The organism is Persicobacter diffluens, from assembly GCF_036244895.1.
In the GTDB taxonomy this organism is placed as follows: Bacteria; Bacteroidota; Bacteroidia; order Cytophagales; family Cyclobacteriaceae; genus Persicobacter; species Persicobacter diffluens.
This window is the reverse complement of the sequence record NZ_BQKE01000003.1, coordinates 672256-692516: the sequence shown is the minus strand read 5'-3', so window position 1 is coordinate 692516 and position 20261 is coordinate 672256. Positions and strand designations below refer to the sequence as shown.

13 protein-coding genes are annotated in these 20261 nt (G+C 39.2%); 6 read left to right on the top strand and 7 right to left on the bottom strand.

Going from position 1 to position 20261, the window contains the following annotated elements:
* Positions 1-159: 159 nt before the first annotated feature.
* Positions 160-2364 carry an FUSC family protein gene (locus AAA970_RS22065; RefSeq protein WP_338239042.1) on the bottom strand — a complete coding sequence of 735 codons (2205 nt, stop codon included), beginning with the start codon at positions 2362-2364 and terminating at the stop codon, positions 160-162.
* A gap of 374 nt (positions 2365-2738) precedes the next feature.
* Positions 2739-3428, bottom strand: coding sequence for a spondin domain-containing protein (locus AAA970_RS22060; protein WP_338239041.1), 690 nt, complete (start codon positions 3426-3428; stop codon positions 2739-2741).
* An 856-nt stretch (positions 3429-4284) separates the two neighbouring features.
* On the opposite strand from AAA970_RS22060, the gene AAA970_RS22055 reads away from it, so the two are divergent.
* A complete protein-coding gene (locus AAA970_RS22055; protein ID WP_338239040.1) occupies positions 4285-5562 on the top strand; it encodes an MFS transporter in 1278 nt (425 codons plus the stop codon).
* Here the strand turns inward: AAA970_RS22055 and AAA970_RS22050 are convergent.
* Positions 5540-6268, bottom strand: a complete 729-nt coding sequence (locus tag AAA970_RS22050; RefSeq protein ID WP_338239039.1) for an SOS response-associated peptidase — start codon at positions 6266-6268, stop codon at positions 5540-5542. The genes AAA970_RS22055 and AAA970_RS22050 overlap by 23 nt on opposite strands.
* A 232-nt stretch (positions 6269-6500) precedes the next feature.
* Between AAA970_RS22050 and AAA970_RS22045 the strand changes: the two genes are divergently transcribed.
* Positions 6501-6842 (top strand): hypothetical protein, encoded by a 342-nt coding sequence (locus tag AAA970_RS22045; RefSeq protein WP_338239038.1) that lies wholly within the window; start codon positions 6501-6503, stop codon positions 6840-6842.
* Between the two features lie 145 nt (positions 6843-6987).
* On the opposite strand, the gene AAA970_RS22040 is transcribed toward AAA970_RS22045, so the two are convergent.
* Positions 6988-8166, bottom strand: coding sequence for a MalY/PatB family protein (locus AAA970_RS22040; protein WP_338239037.1), 1179 nt, complete (start codon positions 8164-8166; stop codon positions 6988-6990).
* A 47-nt stretch (positions 8167-8213) separates the two neighbouring features.
* Between AAA970_RS22040 and AAA970_RS22035 the strand changes: the two genes are divergently transcribed.
* Entirely contained in the window at positions 8214-8705 is a 492-nt protein-coding gene (locus AAA970_RS22035) for a nuclear transport factor 2 family protein (RefSeq protein WP_338239036.1), read from the top strand.
* Between the two features lie 204 nt (positions 8706-8909).
* Here AAA970_RS22035 and AAA970_RS22030 read toward each other — a convergent pair whose 3' ends face one another.
* Positions 8910-10007 carry an AI-2E family transporter gene (locus AAA970_RS22030; RefSeq protein WP_338239035.1) on the bottom strand — a complete coding sequence of 366 codons (1098 nt, stop codon included), beginning with the start codon at positions 10005-10007 and terminating at the stop codon, positions 8910-8912.
* An 813-nt stretch (positions 10008-10820) separates the two neighbouring features.
* The gene (locus AAA970_RS22025) at positions 10821-12464 is read right to left on the bottom strand and encodes a dipeptidase (protein ID WP_338239034.1); all 1644 of its coding nucleotides are present in this window, start codon (positions 12462-12464) and stop codon (positions 10821-10823) included.
* A gap of 244 nt (positions 12465-12708) precedes the next feature.
* Between AAA970_RS22025 and AAA970_RS22020 the strand changes: the two genes are divergently transcribed.
* Complete coding sequence (locus AAA970_RS22020; RefSeq protein WP_338239033.1) at positions 12709-13476, top strand: hypothetical protein; 768 nt, start codon at positions 12709-12711, stop codon at positions 13474-13476.
* A 456-nt stretch (positions 13477-13932) separates the two neighbouring features.
* Here AAA970_RS22020 and AAA970_RS22015 read toward each other — a convergent pair whose 3' ends face one another.
* Entirely contained in the window at positions 13933-15789 is a 1857-nt protein-coding gene (locus AAA970_RS22015) for a 7TM diverse intracellular signaling domain-containing protein (protein WP_338239032.1), read from the bottom strand.
* 377 nt (positions 15790-16166) lie between these two features.
* On the opposite strand from AAA970_RS22015, the gene AAA970_RS22010 reads away from it, so the two are divergent.
* Both AAA970_RS22010 and AAA970_RS22005 read left to right on the top strand, forming a co-directional pair.
* Positions 16167-17042, top strand: a complete 876-nt coding sequence (locus AAA970_RS22010) for a hypothetical protein (protein WP_338239031.1) — start codon at positions 16167-16169, stop codon at positions 17040-17042.
* A 520-nt stretch (positions 17043-17562) separates the two neighbouring features.
* Complete coding sequence (locus AAA970_RS22005) at positions 17563-19083, top strand: alpha-isopropylmalate synthase regulatory domain-containing protein (protein WP_338239030.1); 1521 nt, start codon at positions 17563-17565, stop codon at positions 19081-19083.
* The last annotated feature ends 1178 nt before the right edge of the window (positions 19084-20261 follow it).

Sequence of the window (20261 nt, the reverse complement as noted above, 5' to 3'; positions counted from 1 at the left end):
ACTTCCCCACCTTTATCTCCTTAGTCGGTGAAAAATGAAAACGGAAAAATGTTTTCATTTTCCAGCTTTGCAACTAAACGTAGATTTAAATATATATTTCGGGTGAACGCTACAGGGCTCGAATTTAAATGATCTTGATTCCTTTCTGATATAAAAGGCTTATCCAGCTTTGACAAAATTGGCGCAAAGTTGTTTTAATCCATGTGCCTGTCGGTAAACTGAACCCCACTGGTCGAATAACAATTGGAAATCAGCCAATCGCTGTTGATTATCTGAATCCCAGTTTCCAGATCGGATTTCACTCAAACGCTGCTCCTGGATAAGTTCGAGTTGTTGTTTCATTTGGTCAAATAACTCCCACTGCTGCTCTTCATCTTCTTCTAATTCCGTCCAGTTTTGCAGGATCATCAGACAATCGTCAAATTCCCTCAGGATAGCTTTCCGGATTTTCTCCATTCCAAAATCCTTATATTTTCCGCTCATTTTTTCTGCATAAATCGCTAGCGTACTCATGGAAGCTAATAAGTTTCCGGTATGAATAACCAAAGCATATACTTCATCAATCCGGCGCTGTTTTGATTTTGGCTCCGTAAGCATTTGGTGAAATGCCACATTAAGTTTGCTCTGTGCCAACTGCACCTGCTTACGATCAAGCTTGTAAGTCTCCTGTGTTTCCCCTTGTAAAAAGCTTTTGGAAAAAGAAGCCAAATATTTTCTCATGGAAACCACCATGGCCTGAACATGACTGGACATGGACAATTTTTGAAAATTCGGCAGGACCAGATAATTAACCCCAAAGGCAATGACAGAGGCTATCAAGGTATCCCAGAAACGTACTCCTATGAGATGAAAGCTTTGCTCATCTACAAAGGAAAAAAGGATCAAAACGTAAGGAGTCAGGAACAAAACGCCAAAACCATAATTTTTTCCCAACCACATGAAGGAGCCCATTGACAAAATAGTCAGGCAAAGCAGCAATACGATGGGATTCCCTTCAAAAATAGTCAATAAGAGGGAAGCAATTCCACAGCCAAGAACCGTACCGGCAAACCGCTCAAAGGTTCGTTTTTTGGTCTCTGAAAAATTGGGTTTCATTATCACAATGACGGTCAACACCATCCAGTACAATTGTTCCATCCCTAAAAAGTGGCCCAATACCATACAGAAAAGCACTGCTACCGACAACCGAATAGCATGGCGAAAAAATGGAGAGTGAATATTCATTTCCGCCAGAAAACGATCACGCGGAGCGGAATCTGTAGCAAATTTCTTAAAATCAATAGCTTCTTTTTCCAAAGAAGTATCACCCGTGCTAATCCTGCAAATGCGATCCAAACGCCAATTTATTTCGCGAAGATTGCGAATAATATTTTTTGTCGCCACAAATTCCTCTACCGCCAGTTCCTCCAGATCGTTGAGTTTATGTCGATTTACTTCGTCAAAAATATGATCCAGACATTCATTCTTGTCCTGATATTTAGAAAAAGCCTTGCCCGCCGGAAGGAGGTCCCCCAATTGTTGCAGGCTTTGCGCATATTCATAAATCACCCCTTCAAGCTGACTCATGATTTTTGTGCCTACAAAGGTGGTATGCAATTTTTTCAAGTCAATATGGGTAGCGGACATCATCTCAAAAATGTCTACCAAATGCCAGAGTACCAACCCGAGTTTATGCCCTCTTTTTGTTCCACCCTTCAATCCTTTTCTTCGGTCCAATAATTCCGTTCGACAACGATTCAGGGCATTGATCACTTTAATTCTTTGATCTAAAATTTCCTGATCCTGCGCCGGCTCCTTCCCTAACTGGCTCGCCCGCAGCAATGCAAAGGAACTAAGGGTATCAAAAGCAGACTTTAAACTCTCCTCCGCTCCTCGATAACGCCCAAATCTACCCAAAACAATACAAATCAACCAATAAAATGTAGCACCGGCGATCATCCATTGGGTCCAGAATACCGTCCCCTCCACCGTTTTTCCTGTGGACATTATATAGCTCGCCCCTATTAACATGGCGTTTCCCATTACAGCATAGCGGTTGCCATATACCGCCATCATTGCCCAAATAAATGCCCCGAAAACCATCCAGATCACCAAAAACCAAAAGGAACTACTTAATAAACCGGTGATAAAAATGGTAATTCCTAATAAAAAGATATTGAGCGTCAGACCTAAAATACGCTCTTTAAAAATTCCAGGAGAATCCGATAGTCCCAACGCCAGCGCGCCCAAAGTAATGGGCACAGCGGTGTTCCAATCCGAGGAATAAAAGCCCCAAAATACTGGTAATACTGTCGCTAAAGTAATCCTAACTCCCAAAGCAAAATTACCCTTTTTCAGGGTATTCATATCCATAAAATTCCGCATAGGGCGCAAAAATACAAGTTATTGGACTATGAACAAATGGAATTGATCTTTACTACAGCAGCCCCTTTATCCCAATTTAATATGGAATTAGCCAAAATATTGAAGCAACTATATTCTGAATACATCCTGACTTAAAGCTTTGTATTAAAAAAGAGAGGATTACAAAAGATATTACATGCATTCGTCAAAACCAGGACAACAACGAAAACAGCAAAACGTTTTGAAAAAGAAATTAGATTGGCTTTAAAATGACAAAATTTTAGCCCGATATAATCCACCAAATTCAAACATTATGAAAACGAATAAAATCATTACTGCTTTTATTGTTAGCATTTCGGGGGCAGTGGCGGCAGTTACCGGGCTCATTATGCTGGTTAGTTGATTTTTTTAAAATTGACTAAAGCAATATCCGGAATTACTGAAGTTCCATTCCCCAAGGGTGCATCAATAATTAATTCGATGGCCAAAGGAGGTTCAGACGCGTCATTGGGAGACCCATAGCTCAGCCCATCATCCGTACCGGCATCGTAGGCATAAGCCACTACCGTTCTGTCTTCAATAAATTCCCCGGCGTTCACCAAATTAAGATTCACCACGGCCACATACCAATCCGGACTAGGTGCGATCATGGTGGCCAAGGTAACGTTGGGATAATTTTTTGAAATCGTAAATTCAACCGTAATCTCTCCTGTACCAGAGGATAGGCCACTTCCCAAAATCAACTCCTTTCCTTCTCCTGAATCAATACGATCATTTATTTCAGATTCCAGGGTGGAGGTCGCACCGGTTTCGGCCATGCTTTTTATGCCTGGGGAAGCCAGTGTTCCTATGGCGAAAAAATTGGTATTAGTGTTATGGGACCAACCCACTAAAGGAGAAAAATGTGCTCCTCCGGGGTAGTCGGTAGGATAATTGTCCGCAGACCAATTCATCGTAAAAGTGGCCTGATAGCGTGCTTCATCTTCAGGCAGACTGGGGTTATTATCCCCTTCGTCATCAGAGCTACAAGAAAAAATGCCTATAAATACGAACAGGCTCAGGAGGTTAATTATTCGGACCATCATAAGTTTGGTTTAAGCGCTAAAGGATATAACTATTTATTAATTCGGAATAACAACAGGGAAAGTTCTGAAAATATCGAAGATCTAAAGGGTGAAAAAAGAATAATTCACAACAATATCATACGCGGCTTGAATTTTCCGCCTTAGCAAATGACTTCCCTTTAAATCATTTTATTTTTGCATTTGAACCGCCTTCTGAACACTTCTGTCAAATTCCTTACCTAAAAAATCGTAAAAAATGCAGCCCCAACCTAAAATGAATACCACTAATTCGAGGGAAGGTCGGCTGATTTACACACAAAATTATGGTACCCCTGTTTAGGTAAGAGGGTGTTTATAAACCAAAATGCTCAGCGAAAATTTGATGATTGCAGCAGCGATAAAAGATTATTTTGAAAAAATAGCATCGCTAAAGTTGAGAAAATATCCCAATCGCTTCCAATAATTCGAATTTGCAGCCGGATGATGTGCTTTTAAACATCCTCCAAAGTGATGAAACCTGAATTCCTCAACGCTGACATGGGAAGATTATTCCTGTGAATTAGTTATCAACGCCTTACGCTTATTTTTGCTAATTTTCAACTGTACCCAATTTGATTAGGCTTATTCTCTCCTCCTTCCTCTGCTTCGCTGAAAAAACTCGAAAAAGTAAATTATGTCGTCACTTTTACCTGCCTTGTAGCTAAACAAGGATTTAAAACTGAATAATCCGACTTAAATTTTAGTGTTTTCGAACTTGGAAGATAATCGACCTTACATCATGAAGTTTGGTTAACACGCCAAAGCAGGGAGAACCTATAGATAATTTATTATACCACTGTCAACAACTGCCGTATACAAGCAAAAGATATCCCACTTCATGCCCCACCTTTTTCAGCACTACTTACTATCCTTTCAGGGATTAAAAAGAGAAATCTGGATACTCGCTGGAGTTTCCTTAATTAACCGTGCCGGTGCCATGGTTATCCCCTTTCTATCTTTATACCTCACCGAAAAAATGGGATTTACTTACGGGCAGGTGGGCTGGATCATGACCTCATTTGGAATAGGGTCTGTATTAGGGTCTTTGGTGGGAGGAAAAATGACCGACCAAATTGGCTTTTACCCCGTGATTCTCCTCAGTCTTTTTGGAGGAGGTATTGGCTTAATTTTCTTGAAAAACCTGGAAAGCCTTCCCTCACTGTGCCTGGGATTCTTTTTGGTGAGTTTCTTAACGGACCTGATTCGTCCGGCACTTTTTGTAGGCATAGATGCCTATAGCAGGAAGGAAAATAAAACCAGATCCATCACCTTAATCCGCCTGGCTATCAATTTAGGCTTTTCTATTGGCCCGGCAACTGGTGGCTTGCTGATCAGTCAATGGGGATATTCGACTTTATTTTGGGTGGACGGTATCAGTTGCATGCTGGCTGCCATGTATTTTGGGATTGCTCTTCAAACTAAAAAAGTAAGAAGTAATGCAAAATATGAAAAACAGGGAAGTGCTTCCCCTTACCGGGATCAGCCCTATTTGGTTTTTATGCTTTCACTCGCATTATTCAGCATTATTTTCATTCAATATTTCAGTACGGTCCCTTTATTTTACAGAGAAAATCACCTTTTTAGTGAAAAAACCATTGGTCTATTAATGTCCATGAACGGATTAATAATTTTTATTTTGGAGATGCCTTTGGTCAACGCACTGGAAAAGAATAAAAAGCTTTCCAAGCTACTGATTATGAATATTTCAGGCTTCATGGTGATCGGTAGTTTTCTGGTATTAATATTTGGACCCAATTTTGCCTGGCTAGCCGCAGGTATGGCATTATTAAGTATTGGAGAAATGCTCATGTTTCCATTCTCTAATGCGGTGGCCATGGAAAGGGCGGCAGGGAAAAAACAAGGAGAATATATGGCTTTATATGCCATTGCTTTTTCCTTTGCTCATTTATTCGGCCATAATTTGGGTTTGCAATCGATCAAACTTTTTGGATTTTATACCTCTTGGTGGATAATGGTTATTGGACTCCATATCAGTTTTGGACTACTCTACCTCTCCTTCAAAATGAATAAACGGCAGAAAAAAAAGCAGGGTACTCGACTGCCATCCAAACAAAAAAAGTTGCAAGAGCCCCCTAAAATAAACTCCCCTGAATAAAATTCAATTCAGGGTAATTCACTGGGTTCATCACTTCCGGACCCGCCGCATCCGAAGATTTCAAATTCAAAGCTACAGGATGAGCTCCCATTTTACCTTCATATGGTTTCATCATAGACTGAATGTTGGAATTGGAAAGGCTTTGGTCTAACCATGCTTTTGTTTGATCAAAAGGCAAGATGAGGGGCATCCTTTTTTTGGTGTTGTGAATATCTTCCATTAACTCATTAGCAGGAGTGGTAACGATGGAAAAAGTCACTGATAAATTATTCTCCTCGGAAAAGGGAGATTTCTGATAGATTCCACCAAAAGCAAAAATGGATTGGTCTTTACAATAAATGAAGTGAGGAAACTTCTTTTTACCGACCAATTTCCATTCAAAAAAACCTGTAGCAAATATTAAACAACGCTGTGGCCCTACCGAATCCCGAAATGATGCTTTTTCAAAAATAGATTCTGATCGGGCATTTAAGGTTTTTGACCTTATCGCTCGTGCATCCTCTGCCGATTTAACCCAGGAGGGAATCAATCCCCAGGCAGCAAGGTTTAATTTTGTTGGCGCTTCCGACAATGCTACCGGCAAATTGGGGAAACGAAAGCCGGAAACATGAAAAAGTTTGGGAAAATGAAGCCCCATGGGTATTTGTAGGTCAAATCGCTCACTAATCTGTTGAGCGGAGGCTTTTACATTAGCATGGAAACACATGAGCTATTTAAACTTTAGAGTAAAAATAAGTTCGAAATTTAATATGGCACGCCTCATGCAATATAAAAGAATACACACACTAATTAAAGTTTTTCAAAATTTGAGGCAAGAAATACATATTTATACAAAATCATGATAATTTTTTCTTATTTACAGCCAAAAAAAATACTTCGAAAAACAGAGACTTCAGCGACCCAAAAAACGTAATATAAGCAACAAACAACAACAATATATGCTAGATCAACAATCCAGATGTTCTGTAAAATTGCTGCTCGATCAAATAATCACAAAATATGAGAACTTAAAAGGTGAAATCAGTCATCAATCCAATTCCAGCGCTATTCGACTTAACCGAAAAGGAGAATCCGGACCGGGAATTGTAATTAATTTCACCGGAGACCTCAACTCCAGAATTGATACTGTTGAAATCAGTGGTCCAAGGGGTTTATTAATTAATGAGTTGAACATGATTAAGCGGAGCAAAAAATTTTGGCAATTTGAGGTCATTGACTATCATTTCAACGATACTTTATTCAGTCCTACAATCGATTTAGTCGTGCGGAAATGTCCCTAAGGGCATTGCCCCAAGCAAACATTAACCTACTCTTTAATAGCTACACCGCAAAAAGGAATATCCAATCGGTTAAAGAAATTGATTAACAAATATGCAGATATTTCAATTTTAAATAGGACAGTTTATATAAATAGTATTTTTTTACTTATAAATGTTTACCTGTCAATAAAGTCTCCTTAATTCGCTTCATATTTCGCATCACTACATGCCTTGGACAGGCAATATTCATTCTTTGAAAATCCATCCCCTCCTTCCCAAAGGAAGCGCCAACACTCAGCCCAACCCCAGCCTCAATGAGGGCTCTCCGAATGCTGGCCGGATTTCCGAATGCCTCAAAGTTAAACCATACCAAATAGCCTGCCTCGGGTCTCATTAACTTTAAATCTGGTATTTCGCGTTCCACATATTCCTCCATCTCTAATATGGTTCCCTCTAAATAAGCAGTCAAATCATTTAGCCAAGTCTCTCCCTCTTTATATGCCGCTATGGTAGCCTCAATCCCAAAAACATTTCCAATGAAAAGGTGAGTGGCCTCCAGCATTTTGTAAAATTGATGCCTGATTGAAGCATTAGCAATGACGGTATAAGCACAGGATAAACCGGCTAAATTGAAAGATTTACTCGCTGACATGGCCGTAATCGTTCTTTCTTTTAAAACTTCACTCACGCTGGCAGTGGGCACATGCTGGTTTCCCCAAAGGGTTAAATCAGCATGAATTTCATCAGAGACCACCAAAATATCATGCTTTTTGCAAATTTCCCCTAAACGGTTTAAACTGTTCTGATCCCACATTTTCCCGGAGGGATTATGAGGATTACACAAAAAAATGATTTTCGTTCGGGCTGTAATTTTACTTTCCAAATCCTGAAAATCCATACGATATTGATCATTTTCGAGGGTTAAAGGATTTTGAACCAATTTCCTGTTCAGCCCCTTCACCACATCGAAAAAAGGAAAATACACCGGAGGTTGAACAATGATTTCATCCTCAGGAACTGAAAAAGCTAAAGTGGCCACCACCAAAGCAGGTACGACTCCCGGAAGATTATGTATCCAATCGGTTTCAATTTTCCATTGGTGCCGGTTTAAATTCCAATTCACAATTGCCCTCTTAAATTCATCATCAGCGATGGGATAGCCATAAATAGGATGCGCAGCACGCTTCATCACCGCCTCCTGCACCTCCTTGGGGCAAGCAAAATCCATATCAGCCACCCAAAGCGGATCCACATCCTCTTTGCCAAAATAAGCTTTTCGCAATTCATATTTTACCGTTCGGGTATTGGAACGATCGATTTCCTGATCAAAAATGGCGCTGCCCATAATTTTTAGTTTTTGCTTATATTGAACAAAATAAATAATTTATCCTTATGAGAAAACTATATATACTATTTGCCTTGCTCGTTTCTTCCTTAAGTACGCTAGCACAGCAAGATGACATTATAAGGGTAATGAATCGCTGGCATCAGTATGCCAGGGAAGCCAATAGTGAAGGCTACTTCAAACTAATGAGTCCCAATAGCATCTTTATTGGAACAGATGCATCAGAACATTGGACCAAAGCCGATTTTAAGGAATTTGCCCAGCCCTATTTTGACCGTAAACAAGCCTGGGATTTCAAACCATTCGATCAACACGTCTTTTTCAGTAAAGACCAAAAAACTGCATGGATGGATGAAAAATTATATACCTGGATGGGCGTTTGCCGCGGATCGGCTGTATTGGAAAAATTAAATGGAGAATGGAAAATTGTCCATTATCATTTATCCGTCACCATCGCCAATGATTTGATTCAGGATTTCATTAACCTCATTAAAAAAGATCCTGATAATGCTTATCTTTTAACTGAGGGTAGTGACTGAGAGCGTGTCTAAAAAGCGAAAATTTGAATACTAACAAAAGCGATTTTGGCTAATTTCTCAACAATAGCAATGGTATCCTTTTCAAAATAATCGAGAATCGCTTCCAATAATTCGATTTTGCAGCCAGATGGTGCGCTTTTCAACACGCGCTAAGCGCACAGGCTGTACGCCTGATTTAAAATCTTCACGCGCTCCGATTCAATGTCAAAGGTCCTCCGGTATTTTTTCCACGATAGGTCCTTCTTCACCACCTTCCATCAATTTTACCAAAAGACTTGTTCCCGGAACCATTGAAATCAACATTTTAAAAATCACCATTAAAGGGACTGATAGCAACATACCCGTAATTCCCCATATGTATCCCCATAAAACCAGACCAAATATCACCGTCACGGTGTTTAAAGATAAACTTTCTCCCTGCATTCTTGGCTCCAATACATTTCCAAAAAAGAATTGAATGGCGATCAGGATGGAAGCAAAGAACACCAGGCTCAAAGTGGAATCAATTTGAACCAGCCCTAATAAAATCGGTGGAATGGTCGCGATTATGGAGCCAATTGAGGGAATGAAGTTGAGCACAAAAGCCAAAAATCCCCAAAAAACCGCAAAGTCTACCCCAAAAAACCACGATAACAAGCCCACACAAATCCCGGTGCACAAAGAAATTCCGGACTTTACTTTTATATAGGTCACAATAGATTTCTGTAAACGATCAAAGTTCTTAGCAAATACGCCATCATCATGCTTGTGTTCCTTCTCTGAGCTTTGCAATTTGTTTAAATAATTTTGATACTCAATGGAGCCCCCTAAAAGCGCCATCAGGTATAGAAGCGTCATCACAAAGGAAGAACCAAAATCCCCTACTGCTCCCAACAATACTTCCGCACTATTCCATATTTTTTCAAATGAAATCAGATTGGAAATTTCTTCAAAAATCGAACTCAAATCCAGCTCATTAATCCCGGGAAAGCGCTCAATTCCCCCAACAATACTATCGAGCTTGTCGCGAATTTGACGAAAGTATTTGGCCCTCTCCTGTCCAAATTGCTGACCGGTATTCACTACCACTGCTCCAAATGATCCCATTAATAAAATGAGCATTGTCAATATCAGGCTAATGGAAAGAAAAGTGGGGAATTTCCATTTACTGAAAAGATCCATCAAAGGCTGTAACAAAATCCCCAAAAACAACGCCATTGCCAGCGGAATAAAAAGAGAGGAAAGGCTACTAAGAACCACAGCGATTAAGACAATTGTAATAATCACCAAACAGTTACGAATAATCCGAAGGTTTTCTTCCATATATTTTTTAAATGAGCGGTCCATATATAACCTATACTCATCATACCAAATTTAATAATGTCCAAAAATTACTGCATATTTTCTAAAATACCTGCTATTTCCTGAAAAATCATAGCGTTCCATAGGCCGGATTATACATTCTTAAATGCTCGTTTAGCCACGAGGCGGAAAAATGAAGGAAATTTTTCTATTAACAGTTTTATCAAACGAAACCGTTGAATAAGGAGAAAGCAAGTTTACCCCAATTCGAACTAATATCAAGCAAGAAAACAACTATTAACAATGTGGTTATAAGCCACTTAGATTAAGGCAATTAATTTAGGGGTGAATACTTCGGGTTAACGGGAATCAAAATAAATATGGAATTATTAAACGCACCCTTTAGCTTCGAAATCAGAAAAGGGAAGCATCAATAAAAATTGAAATAAAAATGGCTTACCAACAAAAGATACTTGTTATCAATTAATTATAATCACCAAAATATTCAAACCCAGATTCTCCTTTGGCTTTATGCTTGTAAAAATGAAGTAATTGTACCCTATTTCGAGTTTATCCCAAAAAGCAGATGAATGAGAAAAAAACAAGCTTATCCAAATTTGGACTATTAAAATATAAGTAAAATCAACCTCAACCCCTTGCAAACAAACCTTTTAGGCGGTGAATTAAATATAGTAGTGAATAATTCGCCTTAAAGCAGGCTGTTAAATTAATGAAGCGCACAGGTGATTTTACCTGAATAAAAACCCGAAGCACACCCAAACCTGAGATTGCTTTTTGAATTTTGATATTTAACAGCCTGATTTAAAGAACCCCTTAATAATTATGCGGCTCCTTGTTCCCCTCCTGATCTTCCCAGACAGGTAAAGCTCTTTGCGGATCATTTTGCAGCGCATTACGGTAATAAGATTCGCGACCTTTTTGCTGTCTGATCCGTAATTCCTGATCTTTTACATAGCCATCGTTATACTTCATGATTAAAAACTCTCCCAGGGCTTTCCAGGAAGCCATCACCTGCTGCGCTTTCTCCTGAGTATAGGCTGTTAGCATTGCTATTGCTTCTTCCTGATTATTTTGTTGAATTAAGACTAGGGCCCGAGCTTCAAGGCCCAATTGCGACTTCAATAATTCGGTTTCCAATTTGCCCTGTTCCTTTTGAACATCCAGGATCATATCCTCATAACGTAAATTCACATAGTTTCCTACAAAATTAAAAACCCACCAGGCAGACTCCCAAGAAAATTTATTGATATCACCATTATTAAATGCTTCCGGCATCCTGGTTGATGCCACATATACCGGCAAATAAACATTGATATAATTATTATCTAAACCATACCACATAATTCCCCCTATTTCATTGGGCAGATGGCCTCTCGCTTGGGCAATAAAACTATAAGCCGTTACGGGTGTGGAAATCGGTCGCTCCCAGGAACAAGCCTGCCCATCCACTTCCCAGGTCATGGGTCGGGCATAATTTGGAGAACCATATGGCCCCGCGGCTACTCCTTTGCGCATATCCCAGGGGGTTCCTTCATAGTGGTCGCGCACCAGATGCTTTACATCTTCCAGACTAAGCGATTCATCAGGCTGAATCCAAAGCGGATAGGCCTGCGCTCCCTGAACCCCACGGCAATAATCGGTAGATAATTGGAGGGAGGGTGCTATACGATTATACAGGCTCCACACCCGACTTTCACAATACCTCAGCTTGGCCGGATTCACCGGATCAAAAGCGGTATTAAATTCAAAAGCTTTGCCCGCTTTCGGGTTAAAATAGCCTTTTTCAATCGCAAACTCGATAATGTCCGCTGAATACAAACAATTCTCGGGATCATCTAAAGGAAAGGTACCGATTCGACTGTGATTCGCATGCGCCAACACGGTCCCATCAGGAATGCGTTGTGCCACATACAAAGCGCCATCTTCCCCTTCCCCACGACCAATCATCTCCAATAACCAGGCTTCATTCGGATCAATAATACTAAAACTTTCTCCTTCGGAACCATAGCCGTATTGCGCAACCAGATCAATAATGACCTGCACCGCTTCTCGCGCCGTTTTGGCTCTACGCACTGCTTCCTCCATTAAATGCCAGTACTCTTGCGCCACCTTCTTATTGTGCAATTCATGACGCCCCCCAAAGGTCGTTTCACCAATGGCCACCTGGTATTCATTCATATGGTAACCTACTGCATGAAAACTATTTTTTGGTTGATGAATATTACATCGAACACCATTTGGCCATGAAATCAGTTCCAGACTATCTGACTCGCTCCATGTTCCGGCTTTATGAATGGGCAATACGGGAACATATTCCCCATCATTGGCATAAAAAAGCATGGTCGAGCCATCAGTGGAAGCCCCTTTTGTTACAATCAAATTGGTACATGCCCAAAGGGGTTTGATCCCCCCTAAAAAGCCGAGGATTAGAAAAAATAAAAAATTGAATTTGCTCATGAGAAAAACTTTAAAACTGTCCTCAAAATAAGCGGGTGGTTAAAAAAACGGGCAAACATTTGGCTTACTAAACAGATACATTTAGTAAAAGTATCGGATTCCTTAAAAATCGACTTGTTTTGAATAAAAGACATTTTCAGCCGATTTCCCACATATGGTCATTCATCAGATTTTCCCTTCCTTCACGGATAAAATTTATTTTTGTCGGCAGAGTTTTTATCTTCATGAAATACAAAACTTACACATGACGCTTTCTCGCTTCTTTTCCCTCCTTTTTTTATGCCTGACGCAATTCGCTTATGCTCAAAGTGGTAGAATGTCTAAAAAAGGGTATGCTTATCATACCTCCCCTCGCAGCCCATTTAAAATAAATCTTACTGTTGGCCTGAACACCTATTATGGAGAATTTGGAAAGCCTTATCAGCCTGCAGCCCAGAATAATTATTTGAATCCACGTTTAGGGGTAGGATTGGAATATGATATTTCCAATCGGTTCAACCTTCGGCTGGATGGAAGTTATTTCAATTTGCAATTAAGTCAAATCAATAATCAGGCAAATGAGATTAAAGTCAACACCAGTGGATGGGATGCCTGGGTGGGATTTAATCAACACATTTTCAATAATCTCCAACATCTAAAAAGCAGGCGCTATTTTAGTTTGTATTTTTTCGCCGGTATAGGTTATATGTCCTATACCCCGAAAAGGACGGTCAATGGGGAACAGGAAATTATCCGAAAGGAGGATGGTGCCCCGATTAATTTACCCGTGGGAACCATTATGTTTCCCCTCGGTGGAGGAATTACCTACAATATCAATGATATTTGGAAAATCAGTGGAGAGGCTGGTATTCGCATTTCAAGCACTGATCTCATTGATGGTCGAGAACAAGAAAGCAGATTACCAGATTTGCTCCTTCCACTCACCTTGAAAATCTCCTACCGCCTGCAAGGCCTTGGCAAGAGTGATTATTTGTACAAAAGGTACCGGCAGGACCGCCTCAATGGAAAATGACACGGCTATTTCACAAAATAACCAACAGACCATAAATAAGAAAGATCCAATTCCACTAAAGGTTATTTGTGATTGGAGTGCTTGTTTTGCGTTGGGCTACTTTTCTGAACAGTAGTAATGACTTCACATAGCAATATTTTTCCCTTCAAGCGTACGGCCCTGATCACTCGGCGAAAAATCATGAGTGTTGCTTTCGAGCGCATTTACCTCCACCTCTATTATACCATTTTTTCCGCTTTGCACTCCAATTGATCAAAACGCATTAATGGCAGCAGGCTTGTCGGTTTACCAGAATCGAACCCCCACTTGATCTTTTATTTCTTTTTTTAACAGGAATAAATGAAAATGGAGAGACCGAATAGTAATTAAAATGTTTTGAATGACCGACCTGGCTTATTATGGTAAAGCCCATTGAAAATGATGAGCATTTCAGGCCTTTGGCTTAAAATTCCACCCTTATAAAAACTCCATTTCGTTCTTATGCTTTCGTTCATATTCCTGCAGTTTTTTATTGAAAGCATTAACGGTTCCAATTCTCAAATCCAAAATCTTCGCCAATTTATCCTGGGTAATGTCAAACTTTGAGTTTACCACATAGGCAATGTAAAAGGCTTTTTGAATCGAAAATTTAACCCCCTGGAAAGCCGTATTGGTCGTTATTGATTCATTATAACCACACTTGGTACACCTCCGGGCAAATTTCTGACTGCCTTTAAAGAATTTTTCATTTCCACATTTTAGACATTCATATCCCTCGCTCCATTTAATGTTCTCCAAATGACGATAACAGGCCAGTTCATCCGGAAATAATTCCAAAAACTCTTCATACTCCAGTCGTTTGGCCTTTACCCGATTACTCCGCTCTTCTTTCCATTTCTTTTTCAACTTATAGTTATCGGTGTCAAGCAAGATATTCATTTGGTGGATTTGTTCAGCCTGCTTCGCCAACTCCTCATTGGCCAATTCTAGTTCATCCTGCTTTGCTTTAATCTCCGTCGTCCGTTCGGCCACCTTTTGTTCTAGCTCTTCATTTACCTTATTGGCCAATTTTATGTTTTCCTGTTGCTGCTGATTAAGTTCCTCCAGGGCAGCCGCCTTATCCATCTCTTCCTGATTTAACTTGATCAAAGCTTCCTTCTGGGCCAATTTGGCTAACCTCAAACGATCCCCTAAAGCCACAAATATCATGATCACGTGGAATAGGTAAGCAACCCTGAAAAAATAATGAGTATAGAAATTAAAGGGAATAATCCCGTTAACAACCCCTTCATTAATCAACAAACTTGCTCCCAAAATAAAGATACTGATCGCTAAAATTTTAAAAGCACTATTCGACCTCCTGAAGTTAACAATTGAGAATAACACCAGAATAAAGGGCGGAACCCAATCAAAGATATAGGACAATATTACCAGTGATTCCGCATAATTCGCGACAAGGAAAATCACGGTCCAAATCAATGAACCCATCCAAAAAAATCGCCAATAATTCTTAACAACCCCTTCCACCTTAAAAAAGTAAAGGTAAAATGCCCCGCCAATGATGATTCCAACATACTTGGCCATATTTAAGGAATAGACATTAAATATTGGGAACGAAGGCCAAAAATATTGAAAACCCAGCCCATCACGACTCGAAAAATAGATGCCGAGCATGATGATATAGCCTAAAAATAAAAGGTACAAACGCTCCCTTAAGCCAATGAAAGAAGCCAGACAATAAATAAATAAGAGAAAGAAAATTCCATAGTACCCTCCTAAAAACACATATTCTGAAACGGCCCTTTCCAAAAAACCTTCATAAGTTTTAATCGCAAAATGGGTATCCACCTGATAGGGGGAACTTATCTTTACGAAAATAACCTGGTTTTCTCCATTGGAAGCATTCAAAGGAAAAGTGAAATTTTTATACCCCATTTCCCGATCATGCCATTTGATGGAGGAACCCTCTTTAACCGAGGTATAGGAACCATCAGGAAAAACTTGATAAAATTCCAATTCATAAATATTATGATCGTGCATTTCCAAAATGCGTCCAACTCCTACATCATCAGGGAGTTTAATATTTAATTTTGCCCAATAATTAATACCGGTTCTAAACTGACGCTTAGCGAATTTTTCATAATCTGTGAAAATCAAATTATCCTCTCCTTCCAAAATATCGCTAATCGTCATTTCATTAGAGGCATCCAAAAAAACAGGGACATCTGCTAAATCATAAACGGTTCTTTTTGCCTCCGGTGAAGGAGCCAACCATTCCTCTTGATCCAATGACCAAAAATTCAAACTGGTAAAAAGCAAAAATATTAAACTCATTAATCTAAATATCAATATCATTTTTTAGCGACCCAAATTGGAATAATTCACCAAAACCTTGCCAGCAAAGAATTCCAGGGTTGCAATGCCTATTCTTTAAGATCCAAAACTAATGTAAAAACTGCATTTAGAAAACATTCGCCCGAGATCAAATGCATTCTTTACCGCTATATAATAAAATAGCACACCTAAATTTAAGAAGACTTCAACCTCAAGCTTATTGCAGCATATCTCAAAAAGCCACAAAACGCAAGGATAATACGCTGTATCGACTTTTTTCCTATTTTTTATCATCTACATTTTGAAAGACACTTCTCCGGTTATTAAAATTTGATTATGTTTGCGAAGCCTTTTAACCCCTTCACCACTATTGCTTAATGGATTTTTTACCCAAAACCATCCTAACCATCTGCTGCATAGGTATGCTAATGAGCATTATTGGCTGGTTCGGTCATTACCAAGTGGTGACTGAATTTCAAAAATCCGAAGAAATCGAAAACCTGGAAGTTGCTACTTTAGGTGAAGTGAAATTTTTGTCCCAAAAAATTGCCACCATTTATAAACAACATCCTTCCTTTGGCGGGAATAGTTATTGGCATTGGGAATTAGCCCTTGAGGATGATTGTAAATTACAGGAAATAAAAGCTTTCATGAGCCAACCTCAAAATTTGGAACAAGAAATAGAGGAGGCTTATGCGAGCATTCATCAACAAATCCTACCCCTGATCCCAAGAATTAACCAATTTTCAAAAGGAGAAATAGCCGCCTTCAATTATTATTTTTCATTGGAGATGAAAGGCATAGTTGAAAATTCTGAAGCTTATTGGTATGAATTAATAACCAAAAGATACGCCTCTGACTTTTCAATAACAAAACCACAAAACAGTACGGAAGGTAAAGGAATTTATGCATCGCAACGATACATTGCATTGGAAAATATCGAGCGGATTGAAAAATTCAAAGCTTATTTACAACAGGAAGATAAACTTCAAAAAGACATGGATTTAATTCAGCATCAAGAGGGTTTATGCTTTCCAAAAACTCAAAAAATACAACCCCTACAAAATCAAATCATTGAGGTATCCTCCTATGAAGTTACCGATCTATTCAAAGTGGATATCGCTTTTGTTACATCCGGAATGGCCAGGCGATACCGTTGCCAATACGCCTATGATGGAGAAAATTTTATTCTCCAGTCGCACAAAGAGCTTTTAGGAAATTCACCTGTTTTAAAAGCCAGTATTAAAAGCTAGTGTTAAAAGCTAGAGAGCACCTGGGTCGAAAATTTCGTCATTTGTACTTATCAAAAAGCTCATTTTCCCATAAAAGAATGGAAGCGAAGCCCTTCCTTAAGCCGGATTATTTATGCTTCAATCCTCTTTTAGCTGCAAGGCGGAAAAAATGAAGGAATAGTTTCCTATTTCAAGTTTTTTCCAACGAAACAGATGAATGAGGAGAAAGCAAGCTTACCCCAATTTGGGCCATACAAAAATCAGCAGATATAAATGTAGTGAGATGATAATAAGTCAGTTAAAGCAATTCACTAAGTCTAGCGGTAAATAATTCGGCTTAAGTCACTTAAGTCAGACCACATAATGTAGCGGTGAATATTTCGGCTTATAGGATAGTGTAAATAAAGCGGCCAATATCAGTCACTCCTTCAACAAATAATATTTCCACTTTTAAACCCAATCAAATAGATTTGATGGTTTTTTAAGCGTTTTTTATTATTTTTCGCCTTATTTTAGAGAATTACCTACACTTTTTTCAATCATGAAACTAGAAATATTGGACACCACCCTCCGAGATGGGGAACAAACGTCCGGAGTGGCCTATACGCCGGGAGAAAAGTTAACTATCGCCAAATTGCTGTTGGAAGAAGTTGGGGTGGATAGAATTGAAATTGCCTCCGCCCGTATTAGTGAAGGAGAAGCCATTGCGGTCACCAAAATTACAGAATGGGCTGCCAACAATGGCTATTCAGATCAAGTAGAAATTCTAGGTTTTATTGATGGTGGAAAGTCCCTGAACTGGATTCAAAATGCTGGAGGCCGGGTGATAAATTTACTTTGTAAAGGATCGCTTCACCACCTGAAAAATCAATTAAAAAAATCCATTTCCGAGCATATAGCAGATATAAAGCGGGAGGTCAAAGCTGCGGTAGAGGCCGATATGATTGTTAACCTTTACCTTGAGGATTGGTCGAACGGAATGAAAAATTCCCCGGACTATGTTTTTGAATTGATGGAGGCATTGCGGCATGAACCCATCAAAAGATTTATGTTACCGGACACCCTGGGTATTTTAAATCCCCTATTAATGGCAGAATATTTAACGGCTATGCAAAGCCGCTTTCCGGGAATTCATTTTGATTCTCATTGCCATAATGATTATGATTTAGCGGTAGGCAACACTTTTGCGGCGATCCAAAATGGTATTAATGGCCTGCACTGCACGGTAAACGGACTTGGAGAACGTACCGGAAATACACCCCTGGCTTCCATTATTGGTTTAAGGGATCACCTTGATTTTGAATGTAATGTTCAGGAAAAAAAACTGAATAAAATTTCTCAGATGGTCGCCGTTTTTAGTGGTATTGAAACCCCGCATAATCAGCCTTTAGTCGGAAAAAATGTATTTACCCAGGCTTGTGGGGTGCATGCGGACGGGGATGCCAAAGGGAATTTGTATAAAAACGAATTACTGCCTGAGAGATTTGGCCGGAAAATGGAGTATGCACTGGGCAAAACTTCCGGAAAGGCTTCCATTCAAAAAAATCTGGAGGATTTAGGCATCAGCCTTTCGTCCGAAAAAATGAATAAGGTAACCCGCCGGGTAGTGGAATTAGGAGATAAAAAATCCATCATTACCCAGGATGATTTGCCATATATTGTATCCGATGTTTTGGGTAATGGAGTGGAAGGCAAAGTAAAGATATTAAACTATTACTGTACCCTGGTTCACAATATGCACCCGGTCACGATGTTAAAAATTGAAATCGATGGCAAAGTATATGAAGAAACCGCCACAGGAGATGGTTTATATGATGCCTTTATGAATGCCGTTCGAAAAATCTACGAAGGCCTGAGCATTAACCTACCTATTCTGACTAATTATCGCATTCATATTCCACCAGGGGGAAATACTGATGCGCTGGTAGAAAACATTATTACCTGGTCCGATGGTAAAAAAGAATTTAAAACCAGAGGTTTGGAGGCGGATCAGCAGGCTGCGGCCATATCGGCAACCTTGAAAATGCTGAACAAAATCCATGGGGAGGATTTTAGTTTCTAGCGACCAGACCAAAGCTATTTAAAAAGCGAACAAAAAGATCCCACCTAATATATTTGTGAAAGCCCAGGAGATCATTTTACCTGGGCTTTTTTTTAAAATGAGTAATGGGTGCTTAAATTCAAATTATTCATACTTTAATCCTCATTTAGCCGCAAGGTGAGAAAAAGGAAGGACTGTTTACTATTTTTGAATTTTTTCCAGCGATGCTAAAAAATGAGGAGAAAGTTGGCTTACCCCAATTTGAACCGTTAAAAACCAAAGAAAAGCACCCTTAACAAATTGAGAACAGCCCCTTTGAGTCACCCCAATAAATTCAACAGCAAATAATTGGGTAAGCGCTTCCTTTAGCTGTAGTGCGGTAAAAATGAAGGAATTTTTGCTACTTCGATTTATCTCCAACCAGGCTGATCATACAGAGTAAGGAAACTAGCCTAAATTTGGCCTATTAAAACCCAAAACAAGCCTCTTTAGTAAAATTAACTAGCCTAACGGTGCAGAATTCGGCTTAAATAATAATTACAACAGTAGCTGGAATTCCGGATGTCGTAATCACCGCACGAAAAACCCATATTAGGATGTCATCATTATTACCTCAATAACCTAAATAATTTCCAAATACAGGAAGGAGATAAAACCGAGGAAAACATATTAAGAGAAATTTGGGGGCAAAATACAACCACCTGAGACCTCCATTATAAGCTAAGGAGCCTAGCTATATCAAAAACACAAGGACTATGCATTTAACAAAGTAACTAAATATTGAGCTATAAATATTTGACCAAATGTAACAGTTTCCAAGCCTCATTCTTAAGAACTAGCCATTATTCAATTTCTTAATAACGCACCAAAAGCTGCCCAAAAATGAGACTAACATTTTATATCTTTTTTTATTCATTCGATCAAATAAAGAGCAAAGCATTTACCCTTCGCTTGGAGATTAAAAAATCATAAGAGTCTTTTTTGGGTGGAATGAATTTTTACAACTATTTTCCCATTTTTTGTTACAACCGCCCCCGCAGAATTAAGGACTCTTTTTTCGAGAAAAATCCAAACAAAAAACGACAAAAAGGCCACCCAAACCAAATAAAGTTCGCTAGATTTTTAAAAGTGAAAACTTTTTAGTTAATATTGTTCCGAGACTCAAACAATTACTAAACTTATCCTACAATCATAACAGA

Bases quoted from the DNA above. Each gene is read 5' to 3' on its own strand.
- AAA970_RS22065 (WP_338239042.1), bottom strand. From the start codon at position 2,364: ATGCGGAATTTTATGGATATGAATACCCTGAAAAAGGGTAATTTTGCT.
- AAA970_RS22060 (WP_338239041.1), bottom strand. From the start codon at position 3,428: ATGATGGTCCGAATAATTAACCTCCTGAGCCTGTTCGTATTTATAGGC.
- AAA970_RS22055 (WP_338239040.1), top strand. From the start codon at position 4,285: ATGCCCCACCTTTTTCAGCACTACTTACTATCCTTTCAGGGATTAAAA.
- AAA970_RS22050 (WP_338239039.1), bottom strand. From the start codon at position 6,268: ATGTGTTTCCATGCTAATGTAAAAGCCTCCGCTCAACAGATTAGTGAG.
- AAA970_RS22045 (WP_338239038.1), top strand. From the start codon at position 6,501: ATGCTAGATCAACAATCCAGATGTTCTGTAAAATTGCTGCTCGATCAA.
- AAA970_RS22040 (WP_338239037.1), bottom strand. From the start codon at position 8,166: ATGGGCAGCGCCATTTTTGATCAGGAAATCGATCGTTCCAATACCCGA.
- AAA970_RS22035 (WP_338239036.1), top strand. From the start codon at position 8,214: ATGAGAAAACTATATATACTATTTGCCTTGCTCGTTTCTTCCTTAAGT.
- AAA970_RS22030 (WP_338239035.1), bottom strand. From the start codon at position 10,007: ATGGAAGAAAACCTTCGGATTATTCGTAACTGTTTGGTGATTATTACA.
- AAA970_RS22025 (WP_338239034.1), bottom strand. From the start codon at position 12,464: ATGAGCAAATTCAATTTTTTATTTTTTCTAATCCTCGGCTTTTTAGGG.
- AAA970_RS22020 (WP_338239033.1), top strand. From the start codon at position 12,709: ATGACGCTTTCTCGCTTCTTTTCCCTCCTTTTTTTATGCCTGACGCAA.
- AAA970_RS22015 (WP_338239032.1), bottom strand. From the start codon at position 15,789: ATGAGTTTAATATTTTTGCTTTTTACCAGTTTGAATTTTTGGTCATTG.
- AAA970_RS22010 (WP_338239031.1), top strand. From the start codon at position 16,167: ATGGATTTTTTACCCAAAACCATCCTAACCATCTGCTGCATAGGTATG.
- AAA970_RS22005 (WP_338239030.1), top strand. From the start codon at position 17,563: ATGAAACTAGAAATATTGGACACCACCCTCCGAGATGGGGAACAAACG.